Source organism: Amycolatopsis sp. NPDC051371 (assembly GCF_040682155.1).
Classification (GTDB): domain Bacteria; phylum Actinomycetota; class Actinomycetes; order Mycobacteriales; family Pseudonocardiaceae; genus Amycolatopsis.
This window is the reverse complement of the sequence record NZ_JBFBAG010000004.1, coordinates 86,450-111,281: the sequence shown is the minus strand read 5'-3', so window position 1 is coordinate 111,281 and position 24,832 is coordinate 86,450. Positions and strand designations below refer to the sequence as shown.

General features: G+C 70.5%; 24 protein-coding genes. 12 read left to right on the top strand and 12 right to left on the bottom strand.

Annotated features, from left to right (window positions below; all coding sequences use genetic code 11):
* Positions 1-55 precede the first annotated feature (55 nt).
* Entirely contained in the window at positions 56-1,234 is a 1,179-nt protein-coding gene (gene nhaA / locus AB0M59_RS06950; RefSeq protein WP_364609979.1) for a Na+/H+ antiporter NhaA, read from the bottom strand.
* 187 nt (positions 1,235-1,421) lie between these two features.
* On the opposite strand from nhaA, the gene AB0M59_RS06945 reads away from it, so the two are divergent.
* Positions 1,422-2,879 carry a peptide MFS transporter gene (locus tag AB0M59_RS06945; protein WP_364609976.1) on the top strand — a complete coding sequence of 486 codons (1,458 nt, stop codon included), beginning with the start codon at positions 1,422-1,424 and terminating at the stop codon, positions 2,877-2,879.
* A 39-nt stretch (positions 2,880-2,918) separates the two neighbouring features.
* Here the strand turns inward: AB0M59_RS06945 and AB0M59_RS06940 are convergent, their stop codons facing one another.
* Positions 2,919-3,635, bottom strand: coding sequence for a VIT family protein (locus AB0M59_RS06940; RefSeq protein WP_364609973.1), 717 nt, complete (start codon positions 3,633-3,635; stop codon positions 2,919-2,921).
* 130 nt (positions 3,636-3,765) lie between these two features.
* On the opposite strand from AB0M59_RS06940, the gene AB0M59_RS06935 reads away from it, so the two are divergent.
* Complete coding sequence (locus tag AB0M59_RS06935; RefSeq protein WP_364609970.1) at positions 3,766-4,107, top strand: cupin domain-containing protein; 342 nt, start codon at positions 3,766-3,768, stop codon at positions 4,105-4,107.
* An 89-nt stretch (positions 4,108-4,196) separates the two neighbouring features.
* On the opposite strand, the gene AB0M59_RS06930 is transcribed toward AB0M59_RS06935, so the two are convergent.
* The 3 genes from AB0M59_RS06930 to AB0M59_RS06920 form a co-directional block, all read right to left on the bottom strand.
* Positions 4,197-4,682 carry a DUF6319 family protein gene (locus AB0M59_RS06930; protein ID WP_364609967.1) on the bottom strand — a complete coding sequence of 162 codons (486 nt, stop codon included), beginning with the start codon at positions 4,680-4,682 and terminating at the stop codon, positions 4,197-4,199.
* Positions 4,683-4,823: 141 nt separating this feature from the next.
* On the bottom strand, positions 4,824-6,806 hold the full coding sequence (gene acs, locus AB0M59_RS06925) for an acetate--CoA ligase (protein ID WP_364609964.1): 1,983 nt from the start codon (positions 6,804-6,806) through the stop codon (positions 4,824-4,826).
* Positions 6,807-6,906: 100 nt separating this feature from the next.
* Positions 6,907-7,509: a GNAT family protein gene (locus AB0M59_RS06920; RefSeq protein WP_364609961.1), complete on the bottom strand. Its 603-nt coding sequence runs from the start codon at positions 7,507-7,509 to the stop codon at positions 6,907-6,909.
* 112 nt (positions 7,510-7,621) lie between these two features.
* On the opposite strand from AB0M59_RS06920, the gene AB0M59_RS06915 reads away from it, so the two are divergent.
* Together AB0M59_RS06915 and AB0M59_RS06910 are read left to right on the top strand one after the other, a co-directional pair.
* Positions 7,622-8,119, top strand: coding sequence for a phosphoribosyltransferase (locus AB0M59_RS06915; protein ID WP_285477178.1), 498 nt, complete (start codon positions 7,622-7,624; stop codon positions 8,117-8,119).
* Positions 8,112-8,834, top strand: coding sequence for an oxidoreductase (locus AB0M59_RS06910; RefSeq protein ID WP_364609958.1), 723 nt, complete (start codon positions 8,112-8,114; stop codon positions 8,832-8,834). Before AB0M59_RS06915 ends, AB0M59_RS06910 begins: the two co-directional genes overlap by 8 nt.
* Here AB0M59_RS06910 and AB0M59_RS06905 read toward each other — a convergent pair.
* The 7 genes from AB0M59_RS06905 to AB0M59_RS06875 all read right to left on the bottom strand — a co-directional run bounded on the left by AB0M59_RS06905 (position 8,831) and on the right by AB0M59_RS06875 (position 18,442).
* Positions 8,831-9,928, bottom strand: a complete 1,098-nt coding sequence (locus AB0M59_RS06905; protein WP_364609955.1) for a HoxN/HupN/NixA family nickel/cobalt transporter — start codon at positions 9,926-9,928, stop codon at positions 8,831-8,833. The genes AB0M59_RS06910 and AB0M59_RS06905 overlap by 4 nt on opposite strands.
* Positions 9,929-9,989: 61 nt before the next feature.
* On the bottom strand, positions 9,990-10,919 hold the full coding sequence (locus AB0M59_RS06900) for an N-acetylmuramic acid 6-phosphate etherase (protein ID WP_364609952.1): 930 nt from the start codon (positions 10,917-10,919) through the stop codon (positions 9,990-9,992).
* A 23-nt stretch (positions 10,920-10,942) separates the two neighbouring features.
* A complete protein-coding gene (locus AB0M59_RS06895) occupies positions 10,943-11,944 on the bottom strand; it encodes a MurR/RpiR family transcriptional regulator (protein WP_364609947.1) in 1,002 nt (333 codons plus the stop codon).
* 211 nt (positions 11,945-12,155) lie between these two features.
* Positions 12,156-13,880: a serine hydrolase gene (locus AB0M59_RS06890; RefSeq protein WP_364610704.1), complete on the bottom strand. Its 1,725-nt coding sequence runs from the start codon at positions 13,878-13,880 to the stop codon at positions 12,156-12,158.
* Between the two features lie 46 nt (positions 13,881-13,926).
* A complete protein-coding gene (locus AB0M59_RS06885; protein WP_364609940.1) occupies positions 13,927-15,204 on the bottom strand; it encodes a DUF1343 domain-containing protein in 1,278 nt (425 codons plus the stop codon).
* Positions 15,201-16,940 (bottom strand): glycoside hydrolase family 3 protein, encoded by a 1,740-nt coding sequence (locus AB0M59_RS06880; RefSeq protein WP_364610701.1) that lies wholly within the window; start codon positions 16,938-16,940, stop codon positions 15,201-15,203. Before AB0M59_RS06880 ends, AB0M59_RS06885 begins: the two co-directional genes overlap by 4 nt.
* 671 nt (positions 16,941-17,611) lie before the next feature.
* Positions 17,612-18,442 carry an HAD family hydrolase gene (locus tag AB0M59_RS06875; protein WP_364609938.1) on the bottom strand — a complete coding sequence of 277 codons (831 nt, stop codon included), beginning with the start codon at positions 18,440-18,442 and terminating at the stop codon, positions 17,612-17,614.
* Positions 18,443-19,041: 599 nt separating this feature from the next.
* Between AB0M59_RS06875 and ssd the strand changes: the two genes are divergently transcribed.
* From ssd to AB0M59_RS06835, 8 genes are all read left to right on the top strand, one after another.
* A complete protein-coding gene (gene ssd, locus AB0M59_RS06870; protein ID WP_364609935.1) occupies positions 19,042-20,115 on the top strand; it encodes a septum site-determining protein Ssd in 1,074 nt (357 codons plus the stop codon).
* A complete protein-coding gene (locus AB0M59_RS06865; protein WP_364609933.1) occupies positions 20,112-20,285 on the top strand; it encodes a hypothetical protein in 174 nt (57 codons plus the stop codon). Before ssd ends, AB0M59_RS06865 begins: the two co-directional genes overlap by 4 nt.
* Positions 20,282-21,433 carry a TadA family conjugal transfer-associated ATPase gene (locus tag AB0M59_RS06860; protein WP_364609930.1) on the top strand — a complete coding sequence of 384 codons (1,152 nt, stop codon included), beginning with the start codon at positions 20,282-20,284 and terminating at the stop codon, positions 21,431-21,433. The genes AB0M59_RS06865 and AB0M59_RS06860 overlap by 4 nt, the downstream gene beginning before the upstream one ends.
* A 64-nt stretch (positions 21,434-21,497) precedes the next feature.
* Positions 21,498-22,256 (top strand): type II secretion system protein, encoded by a 759-nt coding sequence (locus tag AB0M59_RS06855; protein WP_364609928.1) that lies wholly within the window; start codon positions 21,498-21,500, stop codon positions 22,254-22,256.
* Between the two features lie 100 nt (positions 22,257-22,356).
* The gene (locus AB0M59_RS06850; protein ID WP_364609925.1) at positions 22,357-23,079 is read left to right on the top strand and encodes a type II secretion system F family protein; all 723 of its coding nucleotides are present in this window, start codon (positions 22,357-22,359) and stop codon (positions 23,077-23,079) included.
* 27 nt (positions 23,080-23,106) lie between these two features.
* A complete protein-coding gene (locus AB0M59_RS06845) occupies positions 23,107-23,283 on the top strand; it encodes a DUF4244 domain-containing protein (RefSeq protein WP_364609922.1) in 177 nt (58 codons plus the stop codon).
* Between the two features lie 20 nt (positions 23,284-23,303).
* Complete coding sequence (locus AB0M59_RS06840; RefSeq protein ID WP_364610699.1) at positions 23,304-23,639, top strand: TadE family type IV pilus minor pilin; 336 nt, start codon at positions 23,304-23,306, stop codon at positions 23,637-23,639.
* Positions 23,626-24,003, top strand: coding sequence for an Rv3654c family TadE-like protein (locus AB0M59_RS06835; RefSeq protein ID WP_364609919.1), 378 nt, complete (start codon positions 23,626-23,628; stop codon positions 24,001-24,003). The genes AB0M59_RS06840 and AB0M59_RS06835 overlap by 14 nt, the downstream gene beginning before the upstream one ends.
* Positions 24,004-24,832 lie beyond the last annotated feature (829 nt).

Below are 24,832 nucleotides of genomic sequence, written 5' to 3'. Positions count from 1 at the left end.
CATCGTGCCATGTGTCCGGAATCGGGGCGCGGCGGTGTCGCCGAGTGTCGCGAGATCACTCCGCTTCGGCGTGCACGCGGCTCCGCCTCATGAGCATCACCGCGCCCAGCAGCGACGCGAATGCGGACGCGATCAGCACGGCCGCCTTCGCCAGCTCGCTCGCGTCGCCGGGCAACGCCAGCTCCGCGATCAGCAGGCTGACCGTGAACCCGACGCCGCCGAGCACCGACAACGCGCCGATGTCTCGCCAGCCCACACCCTGGGGCTTCTCGGCGGCCTTGAGCTTCACGGCCAGCCAGCTCGCGCCGAAGATCCCGACGATCTTGCCGACCAGCAGCCCGGCGAGGACCGCGAGCGGCAACGCCGTCGTGAACACCGCGCCGAGTGAGCTGCCGCTGACCGAGATGCCGGCCGCGAACAACGCGAACAGCGGCACGGCGACGGCGGCCGACCACGGCTGCAGCCGGTGTTCGAGCCGCAACGCCGGTGCTTCGGCCTCGCCTTCGTCCGCGCGGACGCGGGTGAGCAGGCCCAGCGCGACGCCGGCGATCGTTGCGTGGATGCCCGCGGAGTGCACCGCGACCCAGGTGACCAGCGCGAGCGGCACGTACAGCCACGGCGTCCGGACGCGGCGGTGCTGCAGGAAGGCGTACAGCGCGAGGGCCACCACGGCGACGCCGACCGCGACCAGGTCGAAGCCGGTCGTGAACACCACGGCGATGACGACGATCGCCCCGAGGTCGTCCACGACGGCCAGCGACAGCAGGAACACCCGCGCGCTCGAGGGCAGGTTCGAGGCGGTCAAGGCCAGCACGCCGAGCGCGAACGCGATGTCCGTCGCGACCGGGATGGCCCAGGCCCGCTCGATCCCCGGCGTCCCCCAGCCGACGCCCAGCGCGACGAGCGCCGGCACGACCATCCCGCCGAGCGCGGCCACGACGGGAAGCACGGCCTGCTTCCTGCGGGACAGCTCGCCGATGACGAGCTCGCGTTTGAGTTCAAGCCCGGCGACGAAGAAGAACAACGCGAGGAGGCCGTCCTTCGCCCAGTCGCCGACGGTCAGGTTCAGGTGCAGGAACTCCGGGCCGAGCCGGAAGTCGCGCAGCGCGTCGTAGCTGTCGCGGAGCGGGGAGTTGGCCCAGAGCAGGGCGACGGCGGTCGCGCCGAGCAGGATGAGGCCGCCGGTGGTTTCGGTGCGCAGGTAGCGCGCGAACTCGCTCAACGGACGGGACACGGGCGTCTCCTGGGGTCGCTGATCACTGTTGCCGACCAGACTTCCCGGCGCACCTTGAGCGTATTTTAACCCCTCTTTGTTACGGACCGTTATGGCCGCCGCCACACGGGGTACCGGTGGTGAGTCACACGGTGTGCTCATAGCATGCCAAGCGACAACGAAGTCCGAGACAAAGGAAGACAGAGTTGTGAGCACCTCTACCGAGGTCCAGCAGGACACGAGGTTCTTCGGGCACCCACGAGGGCTGGCGAACCTCTTCGGCGTGGAGATGTGGGAACGCTTCTCCTACTACGGGATGCTCGGCATCCTGCCGATCTACCTCTACTACAAGGTCGAACAGGGCGGGCTGGGCCTGGCGCAGGAGTCCGCGCTCGGCATCGTCGGCGCGTACGGCGGGCTGGTGTACCTGTCCGCCGTCATCGGCGCCTGGGTCGCCGACCGGCTGCTCGGCTCCGAACGGACGCTGTTCTACAGCGCCGTGCTGATCATGATCGGCCACATCAGCCTGGCGCTGCTGCCGGGCCTGGCCGGGATCGGCGTCGGCCTGGTCTGCGTCGCGGTCGGCAGCGGCGGGCTGAAGTCCAACGCGACGGCGATCGTCGGCACGCTCTACGCCGACGGCGACGAACGGCGCGACGCCGGCTTCACGATCTTCTACATGGGTGTCAACCTCGGCGGCTTCGTCGGGCCGCTGCTGACCGGGCTCGCGCAGACGGAGGTCGGCTTCCACCTCGGCTTCGGCCTCGCCGCGATCGGCATGGCGCTCGGCCTGATCCAGTACACGTTCGGCCGCAAGAACCTCGGCGAGAAGGCCCGGGAGATCCCGAACCCGCTCCCGTCGTCGCAGCGGCTGCTGGCCATCGGGGCCGCCCTCGTGCTGGTCGCCGCGGTCGTGGCCCTCGTGATGACCGGTGTCGTCAACCCGGGCAACCTCGCCGACGTCGTCGTCGTGGTGGTCGGCGTGATCTCGGTGATCTACTTCCTCGTCATCCTGACCAGCGGCAAGATCACCGGCGACGAGCGCAGCCGGGTGTTCTCGTTCATCCCGATGTTCATCGCGAGCGCGGTGTTCTTTTCGCTGTACCAGCAGCAGTTCACGGTCGTCGCGGCCTACACCGACCAGCGGCTGAACCGGAGCCTGTTCGGCTGGGAGCTGCCGGTGTCCTGGGTCAACTCGATCAACCCGGTGTTCATCATCGTGTTCGCCCCGGTCCTGGCGGCGCTGTGGACGAAGCTCGGCGAGCGCCAGCCGTCGACGCCGATGAAGTTCGTCCTCGGCACGGTGCTGATGGGCGCGGCGTTCCTGCTGTTCCTGCCGATGGTGGGCAGCGGCAAGAACGCCAGCCCGATGCTCGCGATGGTCGGCATCCTGTTCGTCTTCACGATCGCCGAGCTGTGCCTCTCACCGGTCGGGCTGTCGCTGTCGACGAAGCTCGCGCCGGAGGCGTTCCGGACGCAGATGGTCGCGCTGAACTTCCTGTCGATCTCGTTCGGCACCGCGATGTCCGGCAAGCTCGCCGAGTACTACTCCGTCGACGACGAAGCGCCGTACTTCAGCACGGTCGGCGGGGTCGCCATCGGCGTCGGTGTGCTGCTGTTCCTCGGCATCCCCTTCATCCGCAAGCTGATGAAGGGCGTCCACTGAGCTGATGGGCCCTCGGCGGGAAGGAGTGCCTCGAGCCGGCTAGCCGACCGTGGTGCCGAAGAGCACCCCGACGAAGTAGGTCACGACCATGGTGAGGGCGCCGACCCCGACGTTGCGGAGGATCGCGCGCCCCACGTTCGCGTCGCCGAGCCTCGCGCTGACCCACCCGGTCAGCGTGAGGCCGACGACGACCGCGGCGGCGCACGCCCACACCCGCAGGGAGACGCCGGCCCAGGCGATGGACAGGATCGGCAGCAGCGCGCCCACCGAGAAAGCCAGCAACGACGCCCAGGCCGCTTGCCACGGGCTGGTCAGGTTGTCCGGGTCGATGCCGAGCTCGGCCTCCGCGTGCGCCTGCAGGGCGTCCTTTTCGGTCAGTTCGCGCGCGACCTGGCTCGCCAGGTCCGCGGAAAGCCCTTTGTCCTCGTAGATCCCGGCGAGCTCACGCTCCTCGGCCTCCGGCATCATCTTGAGCTCCTGCTTTTCCAGCCGGAGCAAAGCCTGTTCGGTGTCGCGCTGCGTGCTCACGGAGACGTATTCCCCGCCGGCCATGGAAAAGGCCCCGGCGACGAGCCCGGCGATCCCGGCGGTGAGGATCGTCGTGCTTTCGGTGGTCGCCCCGGCGACCCCGACCACGATCCCGGCGACCGACACGATCCCGTCGTTCGCCCCGAGTACCCCGGCCCGCAGCCAATTGAGTTTTCCGCCCAGATCCTTGTGCGGTTCGTGGGCGTGCTGCACGGCGATTTCGGTCACGGGGACCAGTGAAACACGAACGGAGAATCGTGGCGAGACCTGCGGTTTGGATCAGGTTCGCCTAAATAACGAGTGCCTAACCTAAGCGAGTCCTGTGTGGACTCCGCGGTTGTGGGTCATCATGGGCGGCATGGAGGAGCAGGTTTGGCAGCCGCTGGTGACGGTGGAGGGCCTCCCGCTGACGGGCGGCGAAGGCCGGTTCCGGCTGCTGGAGACGGCGGAGAGCGGCCTGGCGTACTTGATCCACTACCCGGCCGGGGTGGCTTCGCCCCCGCACGCGCACGACCACGACTCGATCGTCTACGTCCTGTCGGGTCGCCTGCGCGGCGCGGTGGACGGGGTGGAGACGGTGCTGGAGCCGGGGGATTCGGTGCTGCACCCGCGTGAGGTGACCCACTACGTGGAGGCGTTGACGGACTCGATGTGGGTGGAGTTCAAGTCCCCGCTGCCGGAGCGGCCGCCGATCGCCTGAGCCGGCCCTCTGGGTACGCGAACCGACCCCGGAAAGCGGAAACGCCCGGCCCCGCGAAATGCGGAACCGGGCGCTCCCTGGAGTGAAGCTCAGGCGTCCAGCTCGGCGAGGGCCTGCTTGGCCTTCTCGAGCTCGGCCTCCAGCGCCGCGACCTTCGCCGCCTGCGCCTCGCGGGCCTGGTTGATCACCTCGTCGATCGGGCCCGACAGGTCCGCGTGCAGCTCCTTCGCCGCCCGCGAAACCGCCGCCGCCGGAATCTCGAGGCCCTTCGCGACCCACTTGGAGCCGTTCTTCAGCTCGGCCTGCCACTCGCCGTCGGCGGTGCCGGTGACGGTCAGGGTCAGCTCGACCGTGCGGGTCTTCTTCGCCGTCGACGCCGTCGCCGCACCCTTCGGGCGGCCGCGCTTCGGCTTGGGGGCCTCTTCGGCGGCGGGCTCGGTCGAGCCTTCCGAAGAGGCCGGGGACGCGGACTCGGTGACGGTCGCCTCGTCGGGGGAAACCTCCGGAGCCGAAGCCGGAGCCGAAGCCGGGGCCTCGGCGGTTTCCTCGTCGTGCGTCAGGACATCCACGGTCATCGTCGTGTCGTCTCCTTGCCCGGGAAGGGGGGTGGTTCGCGGCACAGCGTAGAACATGCGTTCGAGCCGTGCCACTCGGGGTGTCATGACAGAGCCCTTCCGGCGCGAAGCCGGAAGGGCTCTGACTCACCGAACGCTAGCTCACTCCTCGGACTTGCCCGACTTCAGGCCCGACGAGATCAGGTCCATCACCGACGAGTCGGCCAGCGTCGTGACGTCCCCGACCTGCCGGTTCTCCGCGACGTCGCGGAGGAGACGGCGCATGATCTTGCCCGAGCGCGTCTTCGGCAGCTCCGGCACGACCATGATCTGACGCGGCTTCGCGATCGGCCCGATCTCCTTCGCGACGTGGTTGCGCAGGGCCTGGATGGCCTCCTCGCCGCCATCGACCGCGTTGCCGCGGAGGATGACGAACGCGACGATGCCCTGGCCGGTCGTCGGGTCGGTCGCGCCGACGACCGCGGCCTCGGCCACCGTCGGGTGCGAGACCAGTGCCGACTCGACCTCGGTCGTCGAGATCCGGTGGCCGGACACGTTCATCACGTCGTCGACGCGGCCCAGCAGCCAGACGTCACCGTCGCTGTCGTACTTCGCGCCGTCGCCGGCGAAGTAGAAGCCCTGGTCCTTGAAGCGCGACCAGTACGTGTCGCGGAAGCGCTCCTCGTCGCCCCAGACGCCCCGCAGCATCGACGGCCACGGCTTGTCGAGCACCAGGTACCCGCCGCCGCCCGGGCCGACCTCGTTGCCCTGGTCGTCGACGACCTTCGCGGAGATCCCCGGCAGCGCCTTCTGCGCGGAGCCCGGCTTCGCGGAAGTGACGCCCGGCAGCGGCGAGATCATGATCGCGCCGGTCTCGGTCTGCCACCACGTGTCGACGACCGGCGCCTTGCCCGCGCCGATGTTCTCGCGGTACCAGATCCACGCCTCGGGGTTGATCGGCTCGCCGACCGAGCCCAGCACCCGCAGCGACGACAGGTCGTACTTCTCCGGGATCTCCGCGCCCCACTTCATGAACGTGCGGATCAGCGTCGGTGCCGTGTAGTAGATGGAGACCTTGTGCTTCTGGATGATCTCCCAGTGCCGGCCCTCGTGCGGGGTGTTCGGCGTGCCTTCGTAGACGACCTGCGTGACGCGGTTGGCGAGCGGGCCGTAGACGATGTAGCTGTGGCCGGTGATCCAGCCGATGTCGGCGGTGCACCAGTAGACGTCTTCGCCGGGCTTGTGGTCGAAGACGTTGTGGTGCGTGTAGGCCGTCTGCGTCAGGTAGCCGCCGGAGGTGTGCAGGATGCCCTTCGGCTTCCCGGTCGTCCCGGACGTGTAGAGGATGAACAGCGGGTGCTCGCTGTCGAACGCCTCGGGAGTGTGCTCTTCGGACTGTCCGTCGACGAGCTCGTGCCACCAGACGTCGCGGGAGTCGTTCCACGACACGTCGCCCTCGAGCTTGTCGCCCGTGCGCTTCACGACGATGACCTTCTCGACGGTTTCGGCGCCTTCGAGCGCTTCGTCGACATTGGCCTTCATCGGCGCGGCCTTGCCGCGGCGGAACTGCCCGTCGGAGGTGATCACGACCTTCGCGGCGGCGTCGTCGACGCGGGCCCGCAGCGCCGTCGGCGAGAAGCCGCCGAAGACGACGTTGTGCAGCGCCCCGATCCGAGCGCACGCGAGCATTGCGAAGATGGCCTCGGGGACCATCTGCAGCTGGATCGCCACGACGTCGCCCGCGGTGACGCCCAGCGACGCGAGTGCGTTGGCGGCCTTGGAAACCTCGGTCTTCAGCTCGGCGTAGGTGATGTCCCGCGTGTCACCGGGCTCGCCGACCCAGTGGATCGCGACCTGCTCGCCGTGCCCGGACTCGACGTGCCGGTCGACGCAGTTGTACGCGACGTTCAGCTTGCCGCCGACGAACCACTTCGCGAACGGCGCATTGGTCCAGTCCAGTACCGTGGTCCACTTCGTGTCCCACGTCAGCCGCTCCGCCTGCTTCGCCCAGAACGCCTCGCGATCGGCGTCCGCCTCGGCGTAGAGGTCGGCCTTCGCGTTGGCCTGGCCAGCGAATTCGTCGCTGGGCGGGAAGGTGCGGCTCTCGGTGAGCAGGTTGTCCAGGGCTGGGGACTGCTCGGTCATGGTTGCAAGGCCTCCTGTAGTGCGCCGACATGACGGCTAGCGGCACGCTAGCGACGTTAGTCCGCCTTGTAAAAGGTTGCACCCACGTTGCCCTCTCGGTTCACCGTGCCAGGCGAGCCCCGGTGACTAAGCGTTCGTTCAGCCGCGCCTTCGCCGCCGGCCACTCCGGCGCCAGCATCGAATAGGTGACGGTGTCGCGCGACGAGCCGTCCGGCCGGATCCGGTGCGCCCGCAGCACCCCTTCGCGAAGCGCGCCGAGCCGCTCGATGGCGCGTTGCGAGCGCAGGTTGCGGATGTCGGTCTCCCAGCAGACCCGTTGCGCGTCAAGGGTTTCGAACGCGTGCGTGAGCAGGAGCAGCTTCGACTCGGTGTTCAGTCCGGTGCGCTGCCAGTCCGCGCCGATCCACGTGTGCCCGATCGAGAGGATCCGGTGCTTCTCGACGACCTGGTAGTACGACGTCGTCCCGGCGACGCGGCCGGACGTGACGTCGATCTGCGCGAAGGGCCGCCGGTCGGGGTCGGCGAGCGTCTCTTCGACCATGCGCTCCGCCGCGGGAAGATCCCCCGGCTGCTTGATGCTCAGCCACGCCCAGATGCCCGGGTCGGCGCCCGCTTCGAACAGGCCCTTGGCGTGCTCGGGCGTCAACGGTTCCAGGCGGACGTGCTCGCCGGACAGGGTCGGTCGGGTGCTCCAGTCGCTCACGTGATCACCGTAAGCGCCGCAATGGCTTCCTCTGATAGCCAATTTCCGAGCGTTTCCGAAGTCCACTTCGGCGTTGCCTATGCTCGGCTGACCACGACGAAGGGCGAGATCGATGGCCGAAGAGCGGGAAGAGCTGAGCTGGGAGCTGTTCGGCACCGCGAGCCGTGAACTGGCTCACACCATCGCCGACGACGGCTTCGCGCCGGACCTCATCCTGTCCATCGCGCGCGGCGGGCTGTTCGTCGCCGGCGCGCTCGGCTACGCGCTCGACGTGAAGAACCTCCACGTGATGAACGTGGAGTTCTACACCGGCGTCGACCAGCGCCTCGACCTGCCGGTGATGCTGCCGCCGGTGCCCAACGTCGTCGACCTGACGAGCAAGAAGGTGCTGATCGCCGACGACGTCGCCGACACCGGCGCCACGCTCAAGCTGGTCCGCGACTTCTGCGTCGAGCACGTCGCCGAGGTGCGCTCGGCCGTCGTCTACGAGAAGCCGCATTCCACGGTCAAGTGCGAGTACGTCTGGCGGCACACCGACCGCTGGATCAACTTCCCGTGGTCGGTGCTGCCGCCCGTGGTCTCCCGCGAAGGCCAGGTGCTCGATGCCTGATCCGCTGAAGCCGCTTCTCGACCTCGAAGGCGTCGCGGCGGCCGCGAAGTCCGCGCAGGACGCCGTCTTCGCGGTGCACCGGCTGCCCGCCAACCTCCGCGGCGGCGCGGCGACCGCGGCCGAGGCGTCGGTCCGCGCGGCGCGGGCGTCCGCCGGGATCGAGGGCGCCAACCCGGAACTGCCCGCGGACGGCGCGGTCGCCGATCCGGTGCTCGCCGGCGCGCTGCGCGTCGCGGAGACGTTGGAAACGCTGCTCCCGACCTGGCGCCGGGCGCCGCTGCAGGCGCTGGCGCGGCTGCACGTCCTGGCCGCGGCGGACCTCGTCGACGACCTGGATGCGTTGGGGCGCCCGCATTCCGGCGGTGGCCGCCTCGAACTGCTCGCCCAGCTCGTGACGGGCGCGACGTCGGTGCCGGGCCCGGTCTTGACGGCCGTCGTGCACGGGGAACTGCTGGCGCTCAAGCCGTTCGGCAGCGCGGACGGCGTCGTGGCGCGAGCCGCGGCGCGGCTGACGATGGTCGCGACGGGCCTGGACCCGAAAGCCCTGAGCATTCCCGAAGTCGCGTTCTTCCGCCGCGTGCCTCGCTATCTCGAAGCCGCCGAAGGATTCGCGAGCGGGGAGCCCGAAGGCGTACGCGCGTGGCTGCTCTTCTGCTGCGAAGCGTTCGAAGCGGGCGCGCGCGAAGCGAAGAGCATTTCGGATGCGGCGTCTTAATCGGACAGTTTCGCCGACCACTTCTCTTCGATCCGCCCGAACCGCCACACCGCGAGCGCGACGACCCACGTCAGCACGAACAGCCCGATGATCCCGAAGCCGACGTAGTCCAGGTCCACCGAAGCGATCGCGGCGAGCGGTCCCGACGTGATGTCCAGCTTCTCGGTGAGGATCGACACCAGCTCGATCGTGCCGATGACGAACGCGACGGCGACCGACAACGTCGTCACCGTGATGTTGTAGAAGATCTTGCGCACCGGCTTCGCGAACGCCCAGCCGTAGGCGAAGTTCATGAAGCAGCCGTCCACGGTGTCGAACAGGCTCATCCCGGCGGCGAAGAGGATCGGCAGCACGAGGATCGCGTACCAGGGCAGGGCGAACGTGGCGGCGCCGGCGGCGAGCACCAGCAGCCCGATCTCGGTCGCGGTGTCGAAGCCCAGGCCGAACAGCACGCCGACGGGGTAGATGTGCCACGGCTTGCGCACGGACTTCGTCGCGCCACGCAGCAGGCGGTTCATCACCCCGCGGTTGTTCAGCTGGCGCTCCAGCGCCGCCTCGTCGAACTCGCCGTGACGCATCCGCCTGAACACCCGCAGGATGCCGATCAGCACGACGAGGTTGAGGATCGCGATCACGTACAGGAACACGCCGGACACCGACGTCCCGATGATGCCGGTCGCGTCGTGCAACGCCGAGGAGTCGTCCTCGACCTGCCCGGCCAGCGCGCGGACGCCGAGAGAGAGCAGCAGGCACAGCGCGAAGACGATCGTCGAGTGCCCGAGGGAGAACCAGAAGCCGACCGAGAGGGGACGCTGCCCGTCGGCCATCAGCTTGCGGGTGGTGTTGTCGATCGCGGCGATGTGGTCGGCGTCGAACGCGTGCCGCATGCCGAGCGTGAACGCCGTGACGCCCAGCCCGATCCCGAACACGCCGGACGCGCCGAGGTCGTAGTGCTGAGGTGCGACGAAAGCGGCCAGCACCACCCAGCCCACGACGTTCAACAGGAGGATGAACCCCGCCATCCCGCCGATCGACACCCACTCGCGGCGCGAAAGCCCGCGCCGCGAGTCCTCGATCGTGCCCGTGCCCGCCATCGCCACCAGCCTTCCCTCATCTGAGAGGTTAGACAGGTGAACAGATGGACGGCAATGAGTTCTAGCTGGCGCGCACCCGCACCAAGTCCAGCGCCTTGCGCACGTGCCCGCCGGAAGCGTGCAGCGCCTTCGCGGCGTTCTTGACGTCCTCCCCGGACAGCAAGTGCACCAGCGCCACCTTGAGGTCGCCCCCGGCCTCGGTGAGCGCGTCCGAGCAGTCCGCCATCGTCATGCCGGTGGCTTCCTGCAGGATCCGGATGGTCCGGCCGCGCAGCTTCGCGTTCGTGGCCCGCATGCTGACCATCAGGTTCGAATAAGTGCGGCCCAGCTTGATCATCGTCGCCGTGGAGAACGACGTGAGGATCATCTTCTGCGCCGTCCCCGCCTTCATCCGGGTCGACCCGGCGATCGCCTCCGGGCCGGTGTCGACGGCGATGAGCACGTCGACGCCCGCCGGCTTGGCGGCCTTCGGGTTGCCCGATACCAGGCCGGTGTGGGCGCCCTGGCGCGACGCGGCCAGCAGCGCGCCCAAGACGTACGGCGTCCGGCCCGACGCCGTCAGCCCCAGCACGAAGTCGCCCGGCTGGACCATGGCGGCCATCTCGGCCGCACCGGCACCGTCGTCGTCCTCCGCGTTTTCGACGGCTTGGCGCAGGGCGCGCTCGCCGCCGGCGTGGTGCGCGATGAACCAGTCCGCCGGCACGTTGAACGTCGGCACCAGCTCGGCCGCGTCCAGCGTGGCCAGGCGCCCGGACGTCCCCGCACCGACGTAGTGCACCCGGCCACCGGCCCGCAGGGCGTCCACCGCGTAGTCGACCGCGCGCGCCACCTGGGGCAGCACCGCGGCCACGGCGCCGGGGACTGTGCGGTCCTCGGCGTTGATCGCGCCCAGGATCCCCGCGGTGGACATCAGGTCGATGTCCGTGGTGCGGGGATTGCGGGTTTCGGTCGGCGAATCGACGTGCACCGCCTGCACGGGGACGGTCATCATGCGCCTCACATTTTCTCCGGTCATTACTTGCCGGTTTCCCGCGGACGGCGACGACCGTCCGGCCTGACCCCCAGGCGGTGCGAGCCGACGGCGTCCCTGGTGGCGTCCAGGGCGTTGACCGACGCGTCCATGTGCCGCTGCGCGACCCCGATGAACAGGCAGTCGATGACGGTGAGCTGGGCGATGCGGCTCGCCGTCGCCCCCGAACGGAACGTGGTTTCCCGCGCTGCCGTGGTCAAAACGTAGTCGGCGACCTCGGTGATCGGGGACCGCGGGAAGTTCGTCACGGCGATGGTGATCGCGCCGTGCTCACGGGCCACCCGCAGCGCCTCGACGGTGTCGGTGGTCGCACCGGTGTGCGAGACGCCGATCGCGACGTCGCCCGGGCTCAGCACCGCGGCCGAGGTCAGCATGATGTGCGTGTCCGACCACGAGAAGCACACGCGGCCGATGCGGTGCAGCTTCTGCTGCAGGTCCGCGGCGACGAAGGCGCTGGCGCCCACGCCGTAGACGTCCGCGCGGCCGGCGCTCGCGACGACCTCGATCACGCGCTCCAGCGTGGCGACGTCGAGCTGGTCCGCCGTCTCTTCGACGGCCCGCGCGTCGGCGAAGCTGACCTTGCCGATCACGGCCGCCAGGTCGTCGTCCGGGCCGATCTCGCCGCCGAGGTTGCGCGTGGTGCGCGCCTCGGTGCGGGCGGTGTCCGCGGCCAGCGCGATGCGCAGCTGCGGGTACCCGCCGACGCCGACGGCCTTGCAGAAGCGCGTCACCGTCGTCTCGCTCGTGTTGGCGGCCAGGGCCACCTCGGTGATGCTGCGTCTCGCGACGTGCGCGGGATCCTCCAGCACCACCTTCGCCACGCGCTGCTCGGCGCGGGCCAGGCCGGGGAGCAGCGACCGGATCCGCACCAGCGGGCTGGAGTCCGCGTCCCGCACGGCCGTCTGGACCGATACGGGCTCGGACGGTGCCGTGCCGACTACGGATTCGGTATCACTCACCGTCGGAAAGTTACTAACCGTTGGCATCTGCGACAAGGCTACCCACACCCTTCAGTCTTAACGCAACCCGTCCGTGTCTGCGGATCTGGATTTGCGATTAATCACTGACCAGAAAGTCGCCAACCAGGTCGCTCTTGTTAACGAGGTCAAGCTAACGACTTGGCAACTTAGTGTCGCGGTGCAAACGGCAAGGAGACGGTTAACTCGGCCATAAGGTCGACAGTGTGCGACAACGTGGTCACCGTGAGCTCAACTGCCAACCCTCAGCAACAAAAGCGGCGGGGTTCCGTTCACCGTCGAGGAGTGATCGGCCGCTCTCGGTGACTTTCACACCGTCGACCGAAACGCCGCGGCCCGTGTAGTTCGGGTCGGTGCTGTAACGCCATCGCAGGCTCACCGACGCGCCCTGGGGCAGCGGGCCGCTCGCCTTCCACCAGGCACGGTGCCCGTGCCCGGAGAGCGACGTCACATCTCCGGAGGGTGCGCCCGGTCCGGAAACCGAGAGGGTGACCGGTTGCCAGTTCACCCCGTCGATGGACGCCTGCAGCTGTAATGGATCAGTGGTTCCTTCGGTATCCACGAAGGCGTAGAAGGACACTCGTGCTTGATCACTTTGCGTAGTAAAGGGGCGGGTACTCAGCGTGGCCGCGCTGGCGTTACCCAGTGTGCTCGTCCAGGCCTCCTTCCCGACCTCGGGCTTCACGGCCATCGCCCTGGCCAGCGACGTCGCCCACACCTGGCGCGCGGTGTTGATCGAGCCCCAGTTGCGGCTCGGGTGCACACGGTTGGTCAGCAGGATCGCGAAGGAGCGCGACTCGGGGTCGATGACCAGCGTCGTCCCGGTGAAGCCGGTGTGCCCGGCGGTGACCGGGGAGGCCAGCGCACCCATGTACCAGGGCTGGTCGAGCTCGAAGCCCAGGCCGTGCGCGTCGTCCGGGAACTGCTGGTTGTAGTTCGTCAGCATCATCTGCCGCACGGTCTCCTCGCGGAGGATCCGGTGCCCGCGGTAGCTGCCGCCGTTGAGCATCGTCTGGGCGAGGGTGGCCATGTCGCTCGCGGTGCTGAACACCCCGGCGTGCCCGGCGACGCCGCCGAGCGACCACGCGTTCTCGTCGTGCACGCTGCCGCGCACCATCCCGCGTGGCGGGTTGGCCTCGTACTCCGTCGCGGCCACCCGGTTCAGCTTCGCCGCGGGCGGGTTGTACCCGGTGTCGACCATGCCCAGGGGCGCGGTGATCCGATCGTGGACGACCTTGTCCAGCGACTGCCCGGTCAGCTTCTCGACGATGAAGCCGAGGGTGAGCAGGTTGATGTCGGAGTAGAGGTAGGTCGTGCCCGGCTTGTTCTTCAGCGGGCTGTCGAGCACCGCCTGCCGGCGCGACGGGATGTCCGGGTAGCCGGCCCACAGCGACGGGATCGGGTCGGCGTCGAATCCCGAGACGTGCGTGAGCAGCATCTTGATCGTGATGGCGGCCTTGTCGCCGGTGGCGAATTCCGCGAAGAACCGGCTCACCGGGGTGTCGATGGTGAGCTGACCGCGTTCGACGAGCTGCAGCACGGCGATCGAGGTGAACAGCTTCGAGATCGACGCCATGTCGAAGATGGTGTCGTTCCGCATCGGGACCTGCTGGTCCGCGGGCAGCTCGGTCCCCGCGGCGTCGGCGTACCGCAGCGCGCCGCCGACGGCGTACCGGTCGACGACCACGCCGTCGTGGGCCAGCAGGCCGACCGCGCCGGAGAAGTGCGGGTGCCCGGTGGCGTCCGGCTTCGTCCAGCTCGCGAGGAAGTCCTCGGCGGCCTTGATCGGCGCCGGGTCGAGGTTCACCTCCCGGGGGCTCGCGGTGCGCAACGTCGTCCACGCCGGGGCGAAGCCCTGCTGCGGCCGGTCGAAGCGGCCCGCGTCGTCGTGGTGTCCGGTGATGGCGCTGGCTCCCGAAGTCAAGGTGGTCAGCGCGACCAGCACTCCGGTGGCCGCGGCGATGACCTTCCTAGCACGCACGAGTTCCCCCTCAGCGGTAGAGCAGGTGGCGACGACGTTTCCGGTCGAACTCGGCGAGCTCGGCCCGCCAGGCCCCGGTGACCTCGTCGACGCCCGCGCCGGCGTCGACCATGGTCCGGAGGCGGTCGGACCCGGAGAGCTTGTCGATGTAGTTGTCGGGACGCCAGGCGAAGACGTCCGGGTGCAGCGCCTTCGCCGTGACGAGCATGGCGACCGCGGTGCGGATCGCGTCGAAGGCCCGCGGGTCGTCGACGCTGACCTGCACGCCTCCGCAGGTCTGGTTGACGAACTTGCTGAACGTCGGCACGAAGTAGATCTCGCGGAACCGGGCGCCGGGCAGCGCGAGGTCCTCGAGCTTCTCGCGCCAGCGCCAGTCGAGCCCGGGCGCGCCGATGATCTCGAACGGCCTGGTCGTGCCGCGGCCTTCGGAAAACACCGTGCCTTCGAACATGCCGGTGCCCGGGTAGACGAGCGCCGTGTCCGGGGTCGGCATGTTCGGGCTCGGCAGCACCCAGTTCAGCCCGGTCCGGGCGAAGAGCGTGTCGCGCTGCCAGCCGCGTACCTGGACGACGTCGAGGCGCTCCAGCTTCACGCCTTCGCCGGGCAGGAACTCTTCGGCGAAGAAGCGCGCGAGCTCGCCGACGGTCATGCCGTGTTGCTGGACGATCGGCTTCTTCCCGATTCCCGAGGAGAACTTCGGGTCGAGCAGCGGGCCGGCCGCCCGGCCGCCGATCGGGTTCGGCCGGTCGAGCACGACGAAGGCGGCTTTGACCTGCGCCGCGGCCACCATCGCCGTGTAGAGCGACCAGATGTAGGTGTAGAAGCGCGCGCCGACGTCGGCGATGTCGAAGACGACCGTGTCGACGCCCGCCTTGGTGAACAGCGAAGCGAGCTTCGTCGCGTCGGCGCCGTACGCGTCGTACACGGGTACGCCGGTGCGCGGGTCCGTGTAGTCGCCTTCGGAGCCGCCGGCCTGCGCGCTGCCGCGGAAGCCGTGCTCGGGCCCGAAAGCCGCGACCGGCCGCACGCCGGCCGCGACCATCGAGTCGACGATGTGGTCGCCGTTCAGCAGGACCCCGGTCGGGTTCGACAGGACGCCGAGCTTGCGGCCCTTGAAGGACCGCCAGCCCTGCGCGGCCAGCTGCTCGGCGCCGGTCAGGACGCGACCGGGATGCGCCTGGTCCTGGGCCTGCGGCTCGGGCTGGGCACCGGCGACGGCCGAGCCGCCCGCCAGGGCCGGGACCGCGAGCGCACCCGCGCCGAGGAAGTGGCGCCGGTTCAGGTTCACCAGGTCAGCCCGTGGCCGAAGGGGTACTTCACGGTGTGCACGTCGGCGCCCGCCGGGATGTCGACCGGCAGCTTCCCGACCGGCTTCGTCTCACCGAGGATCACCTTGGCCAGTGCTTCCAGGGTCGGCCCGATGTAGCCGTAGGTCGCGAGCCAGGTCTTCACCGTGGACGCGTAACCGGCGTCGTACGGGATCTGCGCGGCGACCGCGACGACCGGCTTGCCGGTGGCCTGCAGAGCGTCGAGGAGCTTGGTCTGCAGGGGGAAGCCGCCGATGTTGTTGGTCAGGACGACGACGAGGTCGACGTTCCGGGCGTTGGCGACCGCCTGCGCGATCTGAGCGTCCGTCGGGGCCTGACCGGTCTGGTAGGCCGTCGCGGCCGTGCCGTGGGCGGTCAGCTTCTGCGCGAGCGTCGTCGTCGTGGAGACGCCCCAGCCGGTCACGAGCGCCGTGGCGGGCTTCTGCTTCAGCGGCAGGAGACCGGCGTCGTTCGCGACGGCCGTGATGCCGCGGTCGGCGATGTCCTGCGCCGTCTTGAGGTTCGCCGGCGTGCCGACGGTCTTCATCACCCGGTTCGGGTCGACGAACGGGGAGAAGAGGATGCCGCTCTTGAACTTCAGCGTCAGCACCCGCAGCACGCTCTGGTCGATCCGCTGCATCGGGATCTCACCGGACTTCACGGCGGCGAGCACCGAGTTGACGGCGACGTCGAGGTGCACCGGCATGAGCAGCTGGTCGACACCGGCCTTGAGCGCGAGGACCGGGATCTCGGCGTCGCTGTGCATCTCGCGCACGCCCTGCATCTCGAGGGAGTCGGTGATGACGACGCCGTTGTAGTGCAGCTCGTTGCGCAGCTTGCCGGTGACGATCGGCTTCGACAGCGTCGCGGGCTCCAGCGACGGGTCGAGGCTGGGGAACTGGATGTGCGCGGTCATGATCGAGTCGATGCCGGCCTTGATGGCGGCCTTGAACGGCGGCACGTCGGTGGCCCGCCACTGGTCCTCGGTGCTGTCGATCCGCGGCAGCCCGGTGTGGCTGTCGGTCGGCGCGGCGCCGTGGCCGGGGAAGTGCTTCGAGGTCGCGGCCACCGACTTCTGGAAGCCCTTGATCTCGGCGGTGACGAAGTCGCTGGCCAAGCCCGGCTGCCCGGCGAACGACCGGACGCCGATGACCGGGTTGACGGGGTTGGAGTTGACATCAGAGTCGGGCGCGAAGTCCTGGTTGATGCCGACGGCCCGCAGCTCCTGGCCGAGGATCGTGGCGGCCTTCGTCGCGCGTCCGGTGTCGCGCCCGGCCGAGATGGCCATCGCGTTGGGGAACTCGGTGGCGGGCGCGCCCATCCGGGTCACCGTGCCACCCTCCTGGTCGGCGCCGATCTGCAGCGGGATGTGCGCCCCGCTGGTGATGGCGGCCTTCTGGAGGCCGTTCGACAGCTTCGAGACCTGCACGGGGTCGTCGAAGTTGTCGCGCGAGTCGTTGTTGAAGTAGATGACGCCGCCCAGGTGGTACTTCTGGATGACCTGAGCGGGGGTGTCGACGCCGAAGTCCGTCTGGTTCTTCGGGTTCACTTCGTCGGCCGACTTGCCGTTCACCCAGGTGACGAACAGCTGCCCGACTTTCTGCTCGAGCGTCAGCCCACGCAGCGCCTGCGTCGCCGCGGCCTCCGCCTGCGCGTCCGCGGTCACCCGCGGTGCACTCGCCGCGGCCGCGACACCCACACCGGTGAGGGCGAGCACCCCCGCGACGGGCAGGGCGAGCGCATGGAACCTCCGATTTCGGGTCGTCACGACCAGCCTCCCAGAAAGTTGCGGGCGCTCGGCGGACGTCAGAAGTCCACTCGGAAGCGCCAGTATCGGGAAGCTACTCACCGAATCCGTCGATGTCCATCGACCGACAGCACCAACGGACCGTTCGTACCCGGATCGGTAAGAAAGTCGCCGTTCGCAAGGTGCGAGGCGGCCGAACGGGTGGTGGCTGTGCCCCCTGTCCCTGGACGTAAACGAGGCGGCGCCCGTGGCCTAGGGCCAACGGGCGCCGCCTGCAGAGCGCGAACTTCTCGGGCGACCAAGCGTGCAACTCTGGTCGTACCTACATGGACTCGGCGTGTGGCGTCCCACTACGCAGTCCCTAGACGACGAGCCTCCCGCGGCGCGCTGCGCGTGGGTACCCGGAGTCCGCGCACGGAGGTTTGCCGGGGTGGAACAGGCTTCTCTTCTACCTGCTCCCTGGCCGACCGAACGTCCGCACCTACTTTCTACGCCGTGAGCCCGGTCACTTCAAGTGCGCGGACGGGTGCACCGGTACAGAGGCTGGATCGGGTGACACCGGCACCCTGCGCGACGGACAATTCGGGGCTGGGCCAAGCAAAGCGGAGGCCGTACGGCCGTGTGGGTGGCGCCTTGCGCGGCTATCGGGACCGACGGCGACGATTGAGGCCGTACCAGGTCGCTCCGGCCGCCACCGCGCCGACGCCGAGGGCCACCATTCCCGCCGATCGTGTCGGGATCCGGCTGCGCAGCGACATCGGCCGGTCGAAGGCCAGGATCGGCCAGCCGCGATCGAGGGCCTCGCGCCGCAGGAGCTTGTCCGGGTTGACCGCGTGCGGGTGCCCGACGACCTCGAGCAGCGGGATGTCGGTGCTCGAATCGGTGTAGGCGAAGCACTCGGCGAGGTCGTACCCGTGGGTAGCGGCGAGCTGCTTCGCGGCCACAGCCTTGTTGGCGCCGTAGCAGTAGAAGTCGACTTGGCCGGAGTAGCGGCCGTTGACGATCTGCATCCGCGTGGCGACGCTGCGGGTCGCGCCGAGCATCTCCGCCACCGGCGCGACGACCTCCTCGCCGGTCGCCGACAGCACGATGACGTCGTGCCCGTCTTCGCGGTGCCGTGCGATCAGTTCCGCCGCCTCCACGTACACGAGCGGGTCGACGACGTCGTGCAGGGTTTCGCGGACGATCGCCGAAACCTGCGCGACGTCCCAGCCCGCGCACAGCGCGGAAACCTCGGCCCGGAGCCGCTCGGTCTTGTTCTCGTCGGCGCCGGCGAGCGAGAACACCAGCTGCGCGTAGGCACTGCGCAACGCGGCGCGACGGTTGATCAATCCTTCTTTGAGCAATGGTTTGCTGAACGCCAGCGCGCTCGACGAGGCGATGATCGTCTTGTCCAGGTCGAAGAACGCGGCCACCGCGTGCTCCGGGCCCGGGTTCCGGATGCGCGACGGGGCGCTGCTCGGTTCGGCCACGTGCCCAGGATAAGAGCTTGATCGCGGCGCGTCCCGTTGGTCCACCACGCGCGTCGCGCGGCGGCGGAAAATCCATGACAGGAAGGCACTTCCGGCGCGCTGTGCCGTTACCGAACTGTGTGCCTCGCCCGGCGCGCGAACCGGCTGTCGGCGGAGTTACAGTGAGGGAGCCCGGTGTCCAACCGGGCTGGTTCAGTCCGACCCCCCGGGGCTGAACCCACGGCGGCCCCCGTCCCTCCCCCCTGGCGGGGGCCGCCCTCTTAACCTCCTTCTTGCCTTTCGGTTCGCGGACCGTCTTGCCTTCCGCTTACCTTTCTCGATTCCGTTTTCCCGGGCTGGATCGTCGTTTCTTCGGCGCGGTCGAATCTTCGGACGCGGGTATTCCCCGTGTTTCCCGCCGCACGTGCGTCGCGGGCGGGCGCGATCCTGCCACAGACCCCCGACCGAACCGGCCCGCGTGCCGTCCGCCGGACCGCAGTTGTCCACAACACCCCGGTTGTCCACAGCTGCCCGCCCGACCCGTTGCGCCCCCGAGCCGCCCACCGCGACGGTGGAACCCGGGCCACCCACGGCCCGCACCGACGACGGGGGAGGAACGCATGACGGGGGAACGACCGATCGTGGTCGCCGCGGACGAAACCGTGCTCGACGAGATCCTGCGCGTGGCCGCGGTGGCGGGCTGCGAGCTCGACCGGGCGCCGGACCTGACGGCGGCCCGCGCACACTGGCCCCGGGCGCCGCTGGTGGTCCTCGACGAAGAAGCCGTGCGGCTCGCGCCCGTCCTGCCCCGGCGGGCCGGGATCCTCTTGGTCTGCAAGGGCAGTCCGGGGACCCGGACGTGGGAGCACGCGTTCCGCGTCGGAGTCGAGCGGGTGATCTCGTTGCCCGACGAGGAGACCGAACTCGCGGGGGCGTTCGCCGACGTCGTCGAGACCCCGGCGGAGGAAGCCGGCCTGGTGCTCGCCGTCGTCGGCGGCCGGGGCGGCGCGGGCGCGTCCGTCTTCGCCGCGACGCTGGCGCTGGCGGCCGACCGGGATCCGGGCGGTGCCCTGCTGGTGGACTGCGACCCCCTCGGTGGCGGCCTGGACCTGTTGCTGGGATTGGAAAAAGCGCCGGGGCCACGCTGGTCGGAAGTGCGGCTGAGCGGCCGCGTCTCGGTACCGGCGCTGGCGGCGGCGCTCCCGCAGCGAAGACATCGCGGCGGCAGCCTGCCGGTGCTGGCGTGCGGCCGGGAGGGCGAGGGCCCGGCGGTCGAGTCGCTGTCGGCGGTCCTCACCGCCGGCCGCCGTTCGGGCCGCACGGTGATCTGCGACCTCCCGCGAACCTTGGGCGACGCGGCGGCGGAAGCGGTCGCCGTGGCCGACCTGGTGGTGCTGGTGGTGCCGGTGGAGTTCCGCGCCTGCATGGCGGCGAAGCAGGTGCTGCGGCCCCTGTCGGAACTGACGGCGCGCCTGGGCGTGGTCGCGTGTGGACGGTCCCGGGCCGGCGTCTCACCAGTCCGGACCGCCGGTCTCCTCGGCCCGCCCCTGCTGGCGTCGATGGCGCCGGAGCGGGGCTTACCGGTGGCGATCGAACGCGGCGAGTTCCCGGCCAAGCCGTCCGGTCCGCTGGCGACGGCGGCAGCGGACGTCTTGGCGGTCGCGCGCCGCGAGGCCCGGGCGGCGGCCCGATGAACGCCCGGCTCCGCCCGCCGGGACCGCCGATCAGGGTGGCCGAGCTCCTGCTGCCCACGGTCCTGACCCTCGCCGGCCGCGGCCCGGTGAGCGCGGAGAACTTCCTGGCCGTGCTGGCCGGTACCCGCGTGACAGCCGGCCGCAACCGGACCAAAGCGGTGAAACCATGAGCACCGACTTCGTGGACCGCGTCCGCAACCGCCTCGCGGGCGATCGCCGCCAAGCCGATCCGGTCGCCGTCGCGACGGCGGTCCGCGCCGAAGCCGGCGGTGCCCTCGGCCACGACGCGGTGCTCGACGCGGCGCGCCGAGCCGGCGACGAGTTCATCGGCGCCGGGCGACTGGCCCCGCTCCTCGAGAACCCGGCGACGACCGACGTGCTCGTCACCGGCCCGGACGAGGTCTGGACGGACGGTCCGGACGGCCTCGCCCGCACCGGCATCCGGTTCACCGACGAGGAAGCCGTTCGCCGCCTGGCGCAGCGCCTCGCACTCGCGGCCGGCCGGCGGCTCGACGACGCACAGCCCTATGTGGACGGCTGGCTCCCGGGCTCCGGCCCGCACGGCCGCATCCGGATACACGCCGTCCTGCCACCGGTCGCGGCCGGTGGCACGTGCCTGTCCCTGCGTGTCCTCCGCCCGGCAACGCACGACCTCACGACACTGCAGGAGCTCGGCGCGTTCGACGCGGAGGGCGCGAAGCTGCTGAAGACCGTTGTTTCGCGGCGGATGGCGTTCCTCGTCACCGGCGGCACCGGCGCGGGCAAGACGACGCTGCTGGCCGCGCTGCTCGGCGCGGTCGACCCGGCCGAACGGATCGTCTGCGTCGAAGACGCCGGCGAGCTGCAGCCCGCGCACCCCCAGTTCGTCAGCCTCGTCGCCCGCCCGGCCAATGTGGAGGGTGCGGGCGCGGTGGGCCTGCCGGAGCTCGTCCGCGAGGCGCTGCGCATGCGCCCGGACCGGCTGGTGGTCGGCGAGGTCCGCGGCGCCGAGGTCGGCGCTTTGCTCACGGCCTTGAACACGGGCCACGACGGCGGCGCGTGCACGGTCCACGCGAACTCACCGGCCGAGGTGCCGGCCCGTATCGAGGCACTGGCGGCGCTCGGCGGCCTCGGTCGTGAAGCGGTGCACAGCCAGCTCGTCGCGGCGATCCGCGTGGTCCTCCACATGCGACGCGAGCCCGGCGGCCGACGCCGGCTCGCGGAGGTCGGCGTGCTCCGCGCGGACCACGGCCGGGCGCGAGTGGTGCCGGTGTGGCGCGCAGGCCGCTGGACGGTCGACCGCCACCTGTTCGTCACGACGGGAGCGATCGCGTGCTGATCCTGTTGCTGGTGCGCATCTCCCTGCTGGTGAACATCTTTCCACGCCGAAGAAGGAGAACACGGTGATCACGCCGTGGTTCCCGCTCTGCGTCGGCGCGGCCCTGGCGTGCTGGCCCGCGGCACCGACCCGGCTCCAGGCGGTGGTCGAGCAACGCACGGCAGTCCGCCTTCCGGACGTGTGGGCCGTGATCCGCTGGCTGCTCCCGGCGGCCCTCGCGGGCTTGCTCGCCGGGCCCGGAGGCGCGATCGCCGCCGGCGTGCTGACGCTGGCGTGGCGCCAGGAGCGGCGGGCCCACCGCCGGGCGACCGCGGACCTGGAGACAGCGGCCCACACGGCAACGGCGTTGCGCACGATGGTGTCCGAGCTGCGCTCCGGCGCCCATCCGGTGACGGCGGCGGAAGCAGCGGCAGAGGTAGTGCCGGCAGTGTCGGGTGACCTCCGCGCGTTGGCGGCATCGGCCCGTCTCGACGGCGAGCTGCGTGCTCCGGCCCTCCCGGAGCTGGCCGCGGCCTGGACCCTGGGCAGGCGCTACGGCCTGCCGATGGCCGACGTCCTGAACGCGGCCCGCTCTGACGCCGAGGCAAGCTTGACGTTCGCTCGTCGAACGCGCGCGAAGCTGGCCGGCCCCCGAGCGAGCGCGGCGGTGCTCACCGGCTTGCCGGCCCTGTGCATCCTGCTCGGCCAGGCGATGGGCGCATCCCCGCTGCCGGTGCTGGCGGAGAGCGCGCCAGGCCAGCTGTTGCTGGTAGTCGGCAGCATCCTGCTTTGGGCGGGAACGGCCTGGTGCCGCGCCCTGACGGGCCGGGTGCGAATCCGATGAGAGCAGCCTTCGCCGAACATTCACCGAACGGGCCGGGCCCGATGAAAGCGACGGCACTCGAGCTTCTTTGTCGCGCGCACATCAGGTGGGAGCGCATCCGATGAACGCGACCTCCTTCCTTCTCTTCGCCGCGGCTCTCTTCATCTGGCCGAACGACTCCGCCGCGGCACGGCGCTTCACCTGGCTGGCCGGCAGCAGGAACCCCGGGCGGCGCGAATGGCCCCGGGCAGTCCCGCCCATCGCGTCCACCCTGGGCGGCGTATCGACGGCAGTGCTCATAGGTGGAGCGCCCGGAGTAGTCGTCGGCGCATTGGTGACCGCCGCCGGCTGGTGGGCGATCCGCCGGACCCGGCGGCCGCGAGCACCCACCGTCGGCCTGGCGGCCAAGCTCCGGCTCGCCGGAACCCTCGATCTCCTCGCGGCGTGCCTCCGCGCCGGGCTACCGGTCCCCTCGGCCCTCGACGCGGTGGCCGCCACCGCGCCCGCCGAGGCGGGCGCGGCACTGCGCTCGACCGCCGGCCTGCTCGCTCTCGGCTCCGGTCCGGAAGAAGCCTGGGCACCGGTGCAGGCCATCCCAGGCCTCGGCGAACTGGCGGCCGCGGCGATCCGGACGTCCCGCTCGGGCGCGGCCTTCGCCGCGTCGGCCGCCGACCTCGCCGGACGGTTCCGCGAGGAGCTGACCACCGACGCGGAGGAGCGCGCGGAGCGAGCCGGGGTGGCGCTGGCGCTACCGGTCGGCCTGTGTTTCCTGCCGGCCTTCTTTTGCCTGGGCGTGCTGCCGGTCGTCCTCGGCCTGGCCGCCCGCCTCGGCCCGCTCTTCTGACCACCGACAAGTACTGAAGGGAATCCCATGCGCGCGTCCCACCGCCGGCCGGGCTCCGACGACGGCTCCACAACGGTCGAGTACGCGATCGTCACGGTCGCCGTCGCGGCCTTCGCGGCTGTCCTCTACACCCTCCTCACCGGTGACTCGGTGGTCTCGTGGCTGACGAGCCTGGTGATGAAGGCCCTGACGGTGCCGTCGTGAGCCGCAGAGACGAAGGCGCGGTGACGGTCGAAGCGGCCCTCGGCCTGGCCGGCCTGACGGTGGTGACGGTCCTGCTGGTCGCGGGTCTGACGCTGCTGACAAGCCAGCTGCGCTGCACCGACGCTGCCCACGAGGCCGCCCGGCTCCTGGCCAGAGGCCAGCCCCACGAGGCGGCGGCCGCGGCCCACCAGATAGCCCCGGCAGGCGCGAACCTCGACGTCCACCAGACCGGCGACGCGATAACGGTCAAGGTGAGCGCCCACCCGGCAGGCGGCCTGCTCCCGGCGATCGACCTGAACGCAACGGCGTACGCAGTGGCCGAGCCGGGCACGGAGGCTGCCGATGCGGCAGGGTGACAGGTGCCTGGAGGACAGTCCTGACAGCGGCGTGGCCACGATTTGGACAGCGATGGCGGTGGCCGCGCTGACGGGAGTGGCGGTCCTCGGCTGCTGGCTGGGCGCGGCGGTCCTCGCCCGCCACCGAGCGGAGAGCGCGGCTGACCTGGGCGCACTAGCCGCGGCCTCGCACGCAGCGGAAGGCCCAGCCCAAGCCTGCGAGCGCGCCAGGTGGATCGCCGACCGAATGGCGGTCAGCCTCCTGACGTGCCGATGGCAGCGACTGGACGCGTTCGTCGAGGTCCAGGCGCCAAGCCTCGGCTTCGCCGGACTACCGGGCCCGTCGGCGAGGGCTCGCGCAGGACCCACCGGGCAGCCACCGTGAGGAGCCGCGCCGTCCGGGTCCGCCGAGCAGGGCTCGCGTCGGGACCGGCGGGCAGCCGCCGTGAGGGCCGCGCCGCCCGCGTCCGCCGAGCGGGGCTCGCACCGGATCCGTCGGGCAGCCGCGTGAGCGGCCGCGCCGTCGGGCAGCCGCCGTGACCGGCTGCGCGGCCTCTAAGTTCATTGGCGAGGGCTTGCGCCGGATCCGTTGGGCAGCCGCCGTGAGCGGCCGCGCTGCCCGGACTCGTTGGCGAGGGCTTGCGCCGGACCCGTCGCCCAACCACCGCGAGCGGCCGCGGGGCCCGTGGCGCACTTGCACGGTCAGGGCTGGGACAGCGCGCCCTCCGAGTGCACTCGTGTCCATGGCCGTCCCGGCCCGTGAGCCGCCGGGTCCCAGTCAGCGGCCGCCGATGCACCACTCCGACTCTCGGCACCCACGCCCCGCACGATCCGCGGCGCCGCAGCCACCCACGCCGCCGATCCCCGCTCGCCTCGCCTCACCGCCACCCGTCCATCCCATCCCGGCACGCCAACAGCCCCGACCAACCGCCCCCGGCAGCCGTCCACCCACCCAGTGACCCGTTCACCGGGACACCTCTCAGCCCCGCCGCTCGGCGGACGCCGACCGGTCGGTATGCCACGGTGACCGGCTGATCCGTCGGGACGGACGATGAGCGGCCGGTGGTCACGGGCAGCGGTCGGTAGTGCACGGTGAGCGGTCGAAACCCCCGCCCACCTGGGCCGAGAGGACACGTCTCGGTGGCCGCACGCCCCTCCGGAGGACTGCCGATCCTGGGGTTTCCCGCGACGAACGGTCCGTCGGCGGCTGCCGT